General features: G+C 51.6%; 13 protein-coding genes. All 13 read left to right on the forward strand.

What is annotated here, in order from left to right:
* On the forward strand, positions 1-962 hold a 962-nt coding region (locus HJG40_RS13725; RefSeq protein ID WP_215864719.1), incomplete at its 5' end, for a PhnD/SsuA/transferrin family substrate-binding protein.
* A gap of 136 nt (positions 963-1,098) precedes the next feature.
* Positions 1,099-2,475: an ATP-binding protein gene (locus HJG40_RS13730; protein WP_226857468.1), complete on the forward strand. Its 1,377-nt coding sequence runs from the start codon at positions 1,099-1,101 to the stop codon at positions 2,473-2,475.
* 43 nt (positions 2,476-2,518) lie between these two features.
* A complete protein-coding gene (locus HJG40_RS13735; protein WP_215864721.1) occupies positions 2,519-3,889 on the forward strand; it encodes a sigma-54-dependent transcriptional regulator in 1,371 nt (456 codons plus the stop codon).
* A 325-nt stretch (positions 3,890-4,214) separates the two neighbouring features.
* Positions 4,215-4,610, forward strand: coding sequence for a sulfur oxidation c-type cytochrome SoxX (gene soxX / locus HJG40_RS13740; RefSeq protein WP_215864722.1), 396 nt, complete (start codon positions 4,215-4,217; stop codon positions 4,608-4,610).
* A gap of 35 nt (positions 4,611-4,645) precedes the next feature.
* On the forward strand, positions 4,646-5,158 hold the full coding sequence (soxY, locus tag HJG40_RS13745; protein WP_215864729.1) for a thiosulfate oxidation carrier protein SoxY: 513 nt from the start codon (positions 4,646-4,648) through the stop codon (positions 5,156-5,158).
* A 34-nt stretch (positions 5,159-5,192) separates the two neighbouring features.
* Positions 5,193-5,525, forward strand: coding sequence for a thiosulfate oxidation carrier complex protein SoxZ (gene soxZ, locus HJG40_RS13750; RefSeq protein WP_215864723.1), 333 nt, complete (start codon positions 5,193-5,195; stop codon positions 5,523-5,525).
* 50 nt (positions 5,526-5,575) lie between these two features.
* Entirely contained in the window at positions 5,576-6,439 is an 864-nt protein-coding gene (soxA, locus tag HJG40_RS13755; protein WP_215864724.1) for a sulfur oxidation c-type cytochrome SoxA, read from the forward strand.
* A gap of 70 nt (positions 6,440-6,509) precedes the next feature.
* Positions 6,510-7,037, forward strand: a complete 528-nt coding sequence (locus HJG40_RS13760) for a DUF302 domain-containing protein (protein ID WP_226857469.1) — start codon at positions 6,510-6,512, stop codon at positions 7,035-7,037.
* A gap of 18 nt (positions 7,038-7,055) precedes the next feature.
* Complete coding sequence (gene soxB, locus HJG40_RS13765; protein ID WP_215864725.1) at positions 7,056-8,783, forward strand: thiosulfohydrolase SoxB; 1,728 nt, start codon at positions 7,056-7,058, stop codon at positions 8,781-8,783.
* A gap of 220 nt (positions 8,784-9,003) precedes the next feature.
* Positions 9,004-10,047 carry a rod shape-determining protein gene (locus tag HJG40_RS13770; protein WP_226857470.1) on the forward strand — a complete coding sequence of 348 codons (1,044 nt, stop codon included), beginning with the start codon at positions 9,004-9,006 and terminating at the stop codon, positions 10,045-10,047.
* Between the two features lie 25 nt (positions 10,048-10,072).
* Positions 10,073-10,912, forward strand: a complete 840-nt coding sequence (mreC, locus tag HJG40_RS13775) for a rod shape-determining protein MreC (protein ID WP_215864726.1) — start codon at positions 10,073-10,075, stop codon at positions 10,910-10,912.
* Positions 10,909-11,379 (forward strand): rod shape-determining protein MreD, encoded by a 471-nt coding sequence (gene mreD / locus HJG40_RS13780; RefSeq protein ID WP_215864727.1) that lies wholly within the window; start codon positions 10,909-10,911, stop codon positions 11,377-11,379. Before mreC ends, mreD begins: the two co-directional genes overlap by 4 nt.
* Complete coding sequence (rodA, locus tag HJG40_RS13785; RefSeq protein ID WP_215864728.1) at positions 11,379-12,473, forward strand: rod shape-determining protein RodA; 1,095 nt, start codon at positions 11,379-11,381, stop codon at positions 12,471-12,473. Before mreD ends, rodA begins: the two co-directional genes overlap by 1 nt.
* The last annotated feature ends 127 nt before the right edge of the window (positions 12,474-12,600 follow it).

Raw genomic sequence — 12,600 nt, forward strand, 5'->3', positions numbered from 1 at the left:
CGCCTTACATCCGTTCTGGAACCCTACGTGCCATTGCCGATGCCGAGGTCGGTCCTGGCGACCTGCTGGCGGCCTCAGCCGGCGTGCCCGCCAACGTCCGCACGAAACTCACCGCCGCATTACTGACAGCAAAAATGCAGGATCCCAAAAGCATTCAGGCTCTTGGCGGGCTGGCAGCCGGATTTAAAGCCATTAATGATGGGGATTACAATGCGCTACGCACGCTCTATCAAGAAATACACGGGGTCAAACTGCTTCCCAAAGTGCCACAAGAAGCCATGACATTGGGCATTCCGCCCACTTTCACACCGATAGCGGCATACCGCATTTTTGCCCCGCTGCAAAAGGCGTTAAATGAAGCTACGGGACTTCCTGTGCAGCTGGTTATTCCCCATAACGAAAAGAGTTTCGTCGCCGATGGGCGCGCTGGTAAATTTGACTTCGCCCTGCTAACACCCAGAATGGTCGTCATGGAAAAAACGCAGATGCTACCTATTGCCCAGTCGGTTCCACGCCGTGATCTGCATGGCCTGGCGATTATTCGTAGGGATATGCCGTCACCAAGCGCTGCGCCATCCTCGGGTCCTCTGCGCATTGCTTTTGCCAGTCCTTACTGCAGCGCCCGCGCGCTGGCTAAAGCCAAACTGCTCCGCCTGGCAGGTAACAGGCCGGTGATATGGGTTCCCGAAGGTTCAGAGCATGCTGTTTTTACAGCACTGGCAGAAAATCGTGCAACACTCGGCATAGTCCGTACAGCTACTGTCATGGCCCTTGAAAAAGAATTACCCGGTATCTGGTCAATTGTCCAAAGCGCTGGCCGGGCACCGGTATGGACCCTGGTCGGCAAACGCCAGCTACCGCTCAGAATACACAGCGCGGTCAAACAACAGGTTGCCAAAATGCCCCTCAACGTGCTGGACACGGCCGGTTTCATGCGTTTCAGCATTCTGCCTTATGCCTAGTTCGAGCAAGGCTTCAGGACCAGATATTCCTGCTTCCTCAAAAAAACAGGATGTTTGGAAAACTCGGGCAGCCGTTGTACATATTTTTCAGCCAGTGATGCACTTTTGGCAAAACATGTCCTGGCGGGCCAAAAGCATGACTTTTGTGCTGCTACTGGTGGCCCTGATTTATTTATCTATCTCCATATTTTTATACACCTCTGTTCGCAACGATCTCACCAATCAGGTACAAACCGAATTGCTGCGACTTACAGAAACACTGGCCAGCTCGGCAGCGGATCCTCTCCTGCTGAAAGATGGTGGAAAACTGGGCAAGCTGGCAGAACTGCACAATCCTTTGGTGCAAACAGTAGTCATCACCAATAGCCGAAATGTCGTGGTAGCCAGCCCCGATATCCGCCAGTTGGGACAAACCCTCCCTTCATATTTGTCCAGAGCCAACACCCATCAGGCCGATCACTTCGCTGCGCCTATTCTGGCCGGAGGTAATCCGCTGGGTTCTGTATATCTCCAGGGTAATCAGAAACATATTAACAGACTGGTGAACCAGCGCCTGAATAGAACCACCAGCCGGTTGATTGTACTTGGCTTGATTACCGCATTACTGGGTCTGTTGGGGGCCTATCTGGTCAGCCTGGCGATGACGCGTCCGGTATTAAGACTACTGGATGAAATTGAAAGTATGGAAGACCGTCTTGGTCTCGACAAAAAGTTTACCCTTGTCCGCCCTCCCCAGTCGGGCGACGAACTGTACCGCCTGGAATGGGCTTTTCGTTTCACCGAACAACGCCTCAAGGAACATTTGCTGGAGCTTCGTCAGCTGCACCAGCGCCAACAGGCCATGCAATGTATGGCCACCATTGGTGAAATGTCTGCGCAGGTGGCTCATGAAATCCGCAATGCCCTCTCTTCCTTACGCGGCGCTGCACGTTACCTGGTACGCTATGGTCAGGCAGACAATCAGGGCGATTTTATCCGCATCATTGAAGAAGAAGTGCAACGCCTGTATGACATGACACAGGGCTTTCTGGACTTTGGTCGGCCCTACGCGGCGATCCCTGTCGACACGCAAATCCGGCATCTGCTGGAGCGATGTCTCTCCAGGCATCGCGCAGACCTGGAGACCAAAACGATTATGGCCACTCTGGATTGCCCGGAATCCCTGCATGCCATGCTGGACCCGTCCCTGATCGAACAGGCTTTGAGTAATCTGATTCTCAATGCCATTGATGCCATGCCCATGCAAGATGGGGAACTGCATCTTTCTGCAGAAAAATCCGGGCTTGCGCAGCTGGACATTATGGTTTGTGATAATGGATTGGGCATTCCTCCAGAAAAACGGGCGACCATTTTCAAACCCTATGTCACCACCAAAACCAAGGGTAGTGGTCTGGGATTAGCAGTAGTCACCAAAATCATGATGGTGCATGATGGCAGCGTAGAGTTGTGCGAAACCCACTCTGGTGCCAGGTTCATTCTCCATTTGCCCTGCAGGCTTCCCCTGTCATCCTGATGATGACTATAGCTAGAAAATTTCTGAGACCGACCCTATAAATATGCAAAATCTGATTTTAATTGTAGAAGATGAAAAAAACCTTCGTTGTGTTTTGGCAGCGGTACTCACTGCCGAGGGTTTCCAGGTACTGGAGGCCGAAAATGGCGAACAGGCACTGGCGACCATTGAAAACAGTGAACCCGCATTAATCCTGACTGATCAGCGTCTGCCCGGGATTTCCGGCACCGAACTATTGCGCAATACCAAGGCGACACATCCTGAAATACCGGTCATTATTACAACAGCCTACGGAGAAATTGAGCAAGCGGTCGAAGCCATTAAGGCAGGTGCCGAACATTATCTGACCAAACCGGTCGATGAGGGCGAACTGATTGCCTTGATTCGTCAAACCCTGGGGCGTCGTGGTAGATCCCTACCACCCATGCGTCAGGAACCACGCCGGCACGGCCTGATCGGGGTCAGCCGTGCCATCGAAACCCTGCTGGAAACCATTGATCTGGTGGCGCCAGCACCCTCCAATGTGCTGATCACCGGAGAATCCGGTACCGGTAAGGAGCTGGTTGCTCGCGCCTTGCATCAAGCTTCAAATCGGGCGGAACAACCTTTTGTCGCTTTTAACTGTGGCGCCATTCCACTGGAGTTAGTGGAAAGTGAAATTTTTGGCTATGAAAAAGGGGCCTTTACTGGAGCGACACGCACGCAGGCTGGCAAACTGGAGATGGCTGGTGCCGGAACCCTTTTTCTGGATGAAGTGGGAGATATGCCTCTCGCCATGCAGGTCAAATTGCTCCGCGCCATTCAGGAACGGGAATTTACCCGTCTGGGCACCCATCAACCCATGCGCATGTCGGCCCGGATTGTGGCAGCCACACACATGGATCTGGCCAAGGCTGTGGCCGAAGGCCACTTCCGGGAAGATCTTTATTATCGACTGAATGTCATTCCGCTCCATATTCCTCCACTGCGCGAGAGGCAGGCGGACATCGCGCCGCTGGTACATCATTTTCTCGAACAAATCTGCAGCGTCATTGGCCGTAGCCCGACCGTAACCATCAGTAGTGAGGCCATGGCTGCCCTGGAAGCCTATGAGTGGCCAGGCAATATCAGACAACTTGAAAATCTTTTGGAACGGATGGTGGTGCTCAATCGTCATGGGCACATACAGCGGCAAAACCTCCCTCCCGACATCTGCCAGCAAAATGCTGGTTCAGGTGGACCAGGTACGGCAAGCCCCTTTGATTTACCTGCCCTGGAAAGGCAAACCGTGCTCAGCGCCCTTGAAAAAACCCGATTCAATCAAAGTCAGGCAGCTGTTCTTTTGGGCATCAGCCGCAAACAATTGCGGACCAAAATGAAAAATATTGGCCTGCTTGGCGACCAGGATTCTGAAGAAGACAATCTCGATAACTGATCCATTGCAGGGACCGGTGCGAAACATCTGGTCCTTTTGGCACACTGTTTTTTCTCTCGACTGCCCCTTCTCTTGCGCGCGGCAGCACCTTAACCCGAACAGCATCTTTGCGCCCACCTTTCTGAACCATTGAAATACACCCATTGATCCAAATTCAGGGCTGGAAACGCCATAAAAATGGCTTAAAAAAATAATACCAATAATTATACTTTACATATTATTTTATTGTTTACAGTAAGAGACTACTCCTTCTAAAAAGATGGCACAAAATCTGCTAATTGATTTTGCCGCGCCCGTAGGACGCGCTGCATTAAAGGAGCATTTTATGAAGCACAGAAATAAACAGCTGGCTCAGATCGCTTTGCTGATGACGGGGATTTCCTGTCTGGGACTTAGCCTAAATGCCACAGCGGCAGAAGCGCCGGGTAACGTCAGCAGTATTCAGGCCGGCAAAGCTATTGCCTTCAATCGCGCTCAGGGAAACTGCCTGGCCTGCCACGCTCTACCCGGTGGAGTAATGGCGGGTAATGTGGGTCCTGCTCTACCCATGCAGGGGGTGACCTTTCAGCAGATGTTTCAGACCAAGGAAAAACTCGTCGCTTTTTTGGGTGACCCTGAAAAACTTTTCCCTTATGCAAACATGCCTGAATTTGGCAAAAACAAAGTGCTGACGCAGACACAATTAGAGCATGTTGCCGACTATTTGTGGTCTTTGAAGTAATAAATCCATCTATAATTCCTAAGGAGACAATAATGATGAGTAAACCCATTGAGCGACGCCAGTTTTTAGGTGCCAGCCTGGCTACAGGGGCGGTAGCTACGGCTGCTGGTCTGGGCTTGATCAAGCCGCAGCTGGCTTTTGCAGATAATGTGGCCGGATGGCCTGAAAAAGCTTTTGATGCCAAGTTACTGAAAGAAGCCATGTCTGACTCCGTTGGCAAAACCGACATTCCGGTATCCTCCAAAGTTAAACTGACAGCGCCCACTATTGCCGAAAACGGCGGAGCGGTTCCCGTCACCATTGAAGTAGATTCACCCATGACGGCAGAAGATTACATTGCAGCGGTTTATCTGTTTGTTGATCACAACCCCACCCCTCTGGCCAGTCAGTTCACGTTTACGCCTGCAGTCGGTAAAGCATACATCCAGCAACGCATCAAAATGGCAAAAACGGACAATGTCCGGGTCGTTGCCAAAACCAATAAAGGCGTACTGATGGCCTCTGCCCCCCGGGAAGTCAAAGTCACCATTGGTGGTTGTGGCGGCTGAACCAATATACATCCATTAAAAAGAGGAATTATCCATGGCAGGAAATTTAGGTAACCCAATGATTCGCATGGCGAGTAGCGCCAAAAAAGGGGAAATTGTCGAAATCCGTTCATTGATCATGAATCCCATGACTACGGGCCTGACCAAAGACAAGGCTGGAAAAGTCATTCCGGCCCATTTTATCCAGACCGTCACGGTGACATTTAATGACAAGCCTTTGCTCGACATTGACTGGAGTACAGCCGTCAGTGCCAATCCCTACCTCGCATTCAAATTGCGGGCCGAAAGTAGCGGAACCCTGAAAATGGTCTGGAAAGACAATACCGGCGGTAACTGGAGTGCTGACTCCAAACTGACAGTAGCCTGATACCTATATCGGGGCGAATGAAATCGCCCCTGCAACAAAAGGAGGAACCCATGAAGCGGTTGCTGATTGCGCTTTCAATCATAGGCCTAGCTGGTGTCAGTGACGCCGCGCAGGCAGTCAACTGGTGGGACCTGGGGAATACCAAGGTCGGACCGGCCGAGACTCTCAAACAATTTCATACTTATTTCAAGGAACAAAATCCCAAAATGCCTTTGGAAAAATACGCGCTGGGTTCATATGCATTCAGCCCGGAAATGTACAGTCAATATCAGGAGGCTATTCAGTTTAATCCCGGAGATTTGACTTTATCCCAAGGGAAGGCTTTGTGGACCAAGTCTTTTGCTAATGGCAAGTCTTATGCCAGTTGTTATCCTGATGGGGGAAAGGGTGTGGCGGCACATTACCCCATGTATGATCCCAAAACCCATGACATCGTGACTATCGGTACCAGTCTGAATGCTTGCCGCAAGGCTAATGGTGAGGCACCACTTAAATATGGCAGCAGTGATATGGTGGCCTTACAAACTTATCTGACCTCGCTCTCTAATGGTATGCCTGTAGATGTTCAGGTCCAGGGTCCGGGGGCCACGAAAGCCTTTGAAGAAGGTAAAGCCTACTTTTTCATGAAACGCGGCCAACTGAATTTTTCCTGCGCTACTTGCCATGTTGCTTATGCCGGGAAGTATTTACGCGCGCAAATCATCTCTCCAGTACAGGGCCAAAGCGCCCATTTTCCGACTTATCGCGCCGCCTGGTCGGCAGTAAATACCTTGCAAAAGCGGATGCAGGGTTGTGATAAAAAAGTCGGTGCGGTGCCACAACCGCTCGAAAGCGCAGATTATCAGCGTCTGGAATATTTCATGAGTTATCTCAGCAACGGCATCAAGATTAATGTGCCTGGATATCGTCCCTGAACTCAACCCCGGGTAATAAATACTGATTTTTTACCCGGTACTACTTCTACCAGAAACAGTGGGGAATACCATGAATATGAAAAAATCATTACTCGTGCTCGGATTATGTTGCACGGGATTGAGCCTTGGCGGCTGGGCACAGGGTGCCGAGATTACTTCGACAGTATCCGGGATGCCGGCAATTAATACCGCCAGCCCGTTGTACATTGTCAATGTGCAAAAAGGTGTCACTCCGGCCCAGATCAAGATGGGTATTCAGAGCGGTGCCGAGGCTGAAAATATGAATGTAGTCGGCACGCTGGATGTTCAGCAGGGACTCAAGGAAAGAGGTATTAAAAGCAATCAGCCCTATGTCATTTATGAGGTCTGCAATTTGGTACTGGGTGCAAAAATTCTCAAAAGCACACCGGAATTCGGGGCTTTTGCGCCCTGTAAAATTGTCATGTATGAACAAAATGGTCAACTCAAACTGATGACCTATTTACCGACCTATGCACTGAAATATTTCCCGAAAAATCCAGAATCCGCCAAGGTGGCTCAGGAACTGGATCATCAGATTATTACCGTGATGAAGCAAGCCGCTGCCGGCGGGCTTTAATCCGTATCGGAGGATTCAATGAATTTAAGTAGACGCGATTTCATGCAATTAATGGGTATAGCCGGTGCTGGCAGCTTTTTGACACCGGGTGCCGTGCAGTCGGCCTGGGGAGCAGATGCCGACCCCTATGAAATTCCCGATTATGGGAATGTCACCTTATTGCACATGACAGATTCTCATGCGCAATTGCTGCCGGTTTGGTGGCGTGAGCCGGATACCAACATTGGCGTAGGGCAGGTATTGAATCAGGTTCCCCATCTCTGCGGACAGTGGATGCTGGATTATTATGGAGTAGCCACCCCTTCATCCAGCAAATATGCCTATTCTTGCCTGGACTTCGACACTCTCGCACACAAATATGGCAAAATCGGTGGATACGCGCATATCGCCAGCCTGGTCAAACGCTATCGGCAACAACGGGGTGACAAGGTGTTACTGCTGGATGGCGGAGATACCTGGCAGGGTTCAGCGACCAGTCTCTGGACCAAGGGCGCGGATATGGTCGGTGCCCAGAATCTCCTGGGGATAGATGATTTTGTTGGTCACTGGGAATTTACTTACGGGCAGGATCAGGTGCAGCACCTGGTCAAAACCGAACTCAAGGCCAATTTTCTGGCACAAAACGTCTTCAACAATACCTGGCAGGAACTGGTTTTTAAACCCTACCATATCCATGAGGTCAGTGGCCGTAAAATTGCCGTTATTGGCCAGGCTTTTCCGTTTACGCCCATCGCTAATCCCGGTTACATGATACCTGACTGGGGTTTTGGGATTCATACCGAACATATGCAGAAAATGGTGACAGAATGCCGCGAGAAACAGCACGCTGATCTGGTAGTCGTGCTCTCGCATAACGGTGCTGACGTTGACAAGAAAATGGCCGCCATGGTCAAGGGTATTGACATCATTCTGGGTGGTCATACCCATGACATTATGGGACCCAAACCCTTCATGGTCGGCAATACGCTCATTATCAACACCAGCACCAATGGCAAGGTATTAGCCCGTTTTGATCTGGATGTCGGCAAAGGTAAGCTCAATGGCTGGCGTTTCCATTATCTGCCGGTGTTCTCCAACCTGATCAAGGAAGATCAGGAAATGGCTGACTACATCCATAAGGTCCGTAGCCCTTATCAGCAGAAATTGGCGCAGCCCCTGGCTACTACCGAAAGCCTGCTTTATCGGCGTGACAACTTCAATGGCAGCTTTGACCAGTTACTTTGTGACGCCTTACGGGAAGAAATGGATTGCGAAGTATCTTTCTCCCCAGGCTTCCGCTGGGGCTACTGCAAGCTCCCCGGTGAAACCATTACCATGGAAGACGTTATGGGGCAGACGGCCATCACCTATCCTCAGGTTACGGTCAACACCTACACCGGGGAACAAATCAAGAACATCATGGAGCAGGTGGCAGATAACATCTTCAATCCGAACCCCTATTATCAACAGGGTGGGGATATGATCCGGGTCGGAAATATTCAGTATGACTTTAATCCGGATGAAAAAATCTATCATCGTTGCAGCAATATGCGGGTTGGTGGCCAAACGATGTCTGCCAGCAAAAAATACAAAGTGGCAGGATGGGCAGCCATGCAGCCTGTTGAAGGGAAACCCGTCTGGGATATTTTTTCAAAGTGGCTGCAATCCAAAAAGAATGTGCGGGTAGATAAGGTGGATCTGCCGGTACTCAACAAGGACATGGCAAACAACCACGGCATTGCCTTTCCTAAAACCTACAAGCTTTAACCATGGTCAGGTAGCGAGCAGCATTAGCCGGCGGTTTTGACCGCTGGTTTTTTTGTGCGCAAAACAAGCTCCTGTAGCCAAATCACCCCATTTCACCAGATTTTATCTCGACCATACCTCATGCTAGACTGCGCACTGAATTTTGCAGCCCGGAAATGATTTTTTATTTTGTTCACGTCCCGGCCGTGTCCCCACTTGCATAATAAAGGCCTGTAACTAGATGATCATGAAACGCATTCTTGGACTTTTTTCCACGGACCTCGCTGTTGACCTGGGTACGGCCAATACCCTGATTTATGTGCGAGGAAAGGGCATTGTCCTCTCGGAGCCTTCTGTCGTTGCCATTCATACCGGCCGCAGGGGTGGTGGCAGTCGGCGTTTACATGTCGGTGAAGAGGCCAAACGCATGCTCGGACGCACCCCCGCCAACATCACTGCCATTCGGCCTTTAAAAGACGGCGTCATTGCCGATTTTGAAATTACGGAGGCGATGCTCAAGCACTTCATTCGTCGCGTCCATCACCAGCGTTTTCTCAGCCCCAGCCCCCGTATTATTGTTTGTGTGCCCTACGGGGCCACGCAGGTAGAACGCCGTGCCATCCGCGAATCAGCCATGAGCGCGGGAGCTCGCGAAGTGCATCTGATTGAAGAACCCATGGCGGCAGCCATTGGCGCCGGCATGCCAGTCGCAGAACCCACCGGCTCCATGGTGGTGGACATTGGCGGTGGGACCACTGAAGTCGGTGTAATTGCTCTGGGCGGTGTGGTTTATTCCCAAAGCGTCCGGGTAGGGGGTGACAAAATGGATGAAGCCATCGTTAATTATATTCGGCGAAATTACGGCATGTTGATTGGTGAAAGCACCGCCGAAGAAATCAAGAAAAAGGTGGGCTGTGCTTATCCCGGTCAGGAAGTGCTGACGCTTGAAGTGCGCGGGCGCAATCTCGCCGAAGGCGTCCCCCGCACTTTCAGCATCAATAGCAATGAAATCATGGAAGCTCTTCAGGAACCGCTGGGTGCCATTGTCGGCGCCATCAAGCTGGCCCTGGAACAAACCCCTCCGGAGCTCGCTGGCGATATTGCCGAGCGCGGCATGGTTCTGACGGGGGGTGGTGCGTTGTTGCGCGATCTGGACCGCCTCATCATGGAGGAAACTTCCTTGCCGGTGATTGTTGCCGAAGATCCTTTGACCTGTGTAGTGCGAGGCAGTGGTCGTGCTCTGGAAGAGCTGGAACTTCTGGGTGAGGTATTCGCCGACGATTAATCCGGCGAAACTGTAAACATTCAGCATGCCAGCGTTGTTTTTCCCCCGCCGCTACCCGCCGCTCCTTCGTGTAGCGGCGTTTGTGTTGTTGAGTATCGTCATTGCCGGGCTCAGCGAAAAGCATCCCAATATGCTGAACTGGTCCGGGAATCTAACCTATCCTATTCATTGGCTGGATCTTCAGGCCACAGAAAACTGGCGTACAGTGAGCCAATATCTGCAAGATCGCCGCAGCTTGCTTGCCGAAAACGCGCAAATGCGGGAAAAACTCAAAACACTGGAACCCAAACTGCTGGAAAACGAAATATTACACAATGAAAACCGCCAACTGTTGGCATTACTCGACAGCTTTCCCCAGCCGCCCGGAAAGATGGCGGTTGCCCAGGTCATCGCCGAAAACTTTTCCCCCGGCAGCCAGCTCATTACCGTCAATCTGGGCAGTCGCAATGGTGTTCAGGTAGGTCAGCCGGTGCTGGCCGCCGGTGGTGTGGCCGGGCAAGTCATTCACGTAGCCGATCTCAGCGCCCAGATCGCCCTGATTTCCGACCTCGACAGCAGCATTCCGGCACAACTGGCGGGCACAAACCTTCCGCTGCTGGTGAATGGCAAGGGCAATATTCATTGGTTGAGTGTTCCCTTTCAGCCGCGCAACACTACCCTGAAAGCGGGTGATCAATTGGTCACCTCTGGGCTCGGGGGGCGTTTTCCTTCTGGCCTGCATATTGGTATCATTTCCAGGGTCATTCACAATGGTGATGAGCCCTTTGCACAAATTTCAGTGCGGCCCGCAGTACCCTTGGGTCAGCTCACCACAGTGCTTATACTTCTCAAGAACAAGCCGGCATCACGGTCTGACAAAGCATGAATGCCATTGCCATGGTGATCGCCTTTTTCCTGGCTATGGCCCTGGAAACACTCCCCTATGGCCCTGTTTATGGCATGATCCATCCGGATTTTGTCGCCATGCTTCTGCTTTACTGGTCGATCCGCAGTGGTTCCGAACTCAGCTATACGGTGGTATGGCTCATTGGATTACTTCAGGATGTGGTGATGGGCGATGTGCCCGGTGGACAGGCCGTTGCCAGTGTTCTCATGATTTATGCGCTGGTCAATGGCCTGGGCAGGGTACGCCATCTGTCTGTTTGGGAACAATTGATTTTCATTTTCATGCTGTTGTTCGCCCATAGACTGATCGTCTGGTCCTGGCAACTATGGTCCGGGCCAGTGAGCTGGCATTTCAGCCTGCTCCTCAGCCCGTTGATGGGAGCCTTACTTTGGCCCCTGTTTACCTATTTGCTGGATTATCTGCGCCATCATTTGAAGCCATCGTAATGAATTGGTCACAACGTCTGTTCCGTCCCTTGCAAAAACTGGATCCAGCACTGTTGACCGGTGTTGTCATTCTGATGGGCATCAGTTTGGCCGTACTTTACAGCGGCAGTCAGGAAAGCCTTCGCGTGGTTTTCGCCCAGTTATTCCACTTTGCCATCGGCTTTATTGTGCTGATCGCCATTGCCAATACCCCGCCAGAACGCATCCGCGCCTGGGCTCCGGCACTTTATGGCATCGGCGTTATACTCCTGGCACTCACCCTGGTCGCTGGCAAAACCAGCCTGGGAGCCCGACGCTGGTTAGGTGCCGGACCCATCACCTTTCAGCCGTCGGAACTCATGAAACTGGCTTTACCGCTACTGATGGCCTACTACTATTCCCAGCAGGAAAACGTGCGCCATTGGCGTGCGGCAATTACCGGATTGATACTGATCGCCATTCCTTTTCTGCTGATTGCCAAGGAGCCAGATCTGGGTACCGCCGCACAAATTGGTGCCGCTGGCATTTTCATGATGTGGCTGGCTGGTGTGAGGCGGCGCTGGTTTATTGGACTACTCATCATTGTCGCGGTCAGCGGACCCGTCATGTGGCATTTCCTACACGGTTATCAAAAGGAGCGCATTCTGACCTTCCTTGACCCTCAACGCGACCCCCTAGGGGCGGGATACCACATCATTCAGAGCATGATTGCTGTTGGCTCCGGAGGCTTTTGGGGAAAGGGCTGGTTTAACGGTACCCAGGTGAATCTCGACTTTTTGCCCGAAGCACAAACAGATTTTGTTTTTGCCGGTTTTGCCGAAGAATTCGGTCTTTTTGGTGTGCTCATTCTAATTGCCACTTACCTCCTGATTGTCCTGCGTGGACTAGTCATCGCCTTTGAAAGTCGCGATGCTTTTGGCCGCTTGATTGCCGGCACCCTGAGCCTGACATTTTTTCTGTATATTTTTATCAACATGGGGATGACCACAGGGATTTTACCCGTTGTCGGAGTCCCACTGCCCCTCATCAGTTATGGTGGTACGGCCATGCTGACATTCATGATCGGACTGGGGATTCTGATGTCAGTGCATGCACATCCACGAACCCATGAATAGCCCTGCAACCGGCGGTGGGCCGGGAAGCTTTTTGCGCCAACGGCCCTTGCCTGTTGTTCTAAGGCTCATCCTGCTGTCAGGAGAGAACTCGCCCTGCGGGCTCAAACAGCTCTCCTGACGGGCGCAG

The sequence above is a fragment of the Acidithiobacillus concretivorus genome (assembly GCF_018853445.1).
Taxonomy (GTDB): Bacteria; Pseudomonadota; Gammaproteobacteria; order Acidithiobacillales; family Acidithiobacillaceae; genus Acidithiobacillus; species Acidithiobacillus concretivorus.

Excerpts from the sequence above, each read along its gene's own strand:
- HJG40_RS13730 (WP_226857468.1), top strand. The coding sequence starts at position 1,099 with ATGACTTTTGTGCTGCTACTGGTGGCCCTGATTTATTTATCTATCTCC.
- HJG40_RS13735 (WP_215864721.1), top strand. The coding sequence starts at position 2,519 with ATGCAAAATCTGATTTTAATTGTAGAAGATGAAAAAAACCTTCGTTGT.
- soxX (WP_215864722.1), top strand. The coding sequence starts at position 4,215 with ATGAAGCACAGAAATAAACAGCTGGCTCAGATCGCTTTGCTGATGACG.
- soxY (WP_215864729.1), top strand. The coding sequence starts at position 4,646 with ATGAGTAAACCCATTGAGCGACGCCAGTTTTTAGGTGCCAGCCTGGCT.
- soxZ (WP_215864723.1), top strand. The coding sequence starts at position 5,193 with ATGGCAGGAAATTTAGGTAACCCAATGATTCGCATGGCGAGTAGCGCC.
- soxA (WP_215864724.1), top strand. The coding sequence starts at position 5,576 with ATGAAGCGGTTGCTGATTGCGCTTTCAATCATAGGCCTAGCTGGTGTC.
- HJG40_RS13760 (WP_226857469.1), top strand. The coding sequence starts at position 6,510 with ATGAATATGAAAAAATCATTACTCGTGCTCGGATTATGTTGCACGGGA.
- soxB (WP_215864725.1), top strand. The coding sequence starts at position 7,056 with ATGAATTTAAGTAGACGCGATTTCATGCAATTAATGGGTATAGCCGGT.
- HJG40_RS13770 (WP_226857470.1), top strand. The coding sequence starts at position 9,004 with ATGATCATGAAACGCATTCTTGGACTTTTTTCCACGGACCTCGCTGTT.
- mreC (WP_215864726.1), top strand. The coding sequence starts at position 10,073 with ATGCCAGCGTTGTTTTTCCCCCGCCGCTACCCGCCGCTCCTTCGTGTA.
- mreD (WP_215864727.1), top strand. The coding sequence starts at position 10,909 with ATGAATGCCATTGCCATGGTGATCGCCTTTTTCCTGGCTATGGCCCTG.
- rodA (WP_215864728.1), top strand. The coding sequence starts at position 11,379 with ATGAATTGGTCACAACGTCTGTTCCGTCCCTTGCAAAAACTGGATCCA.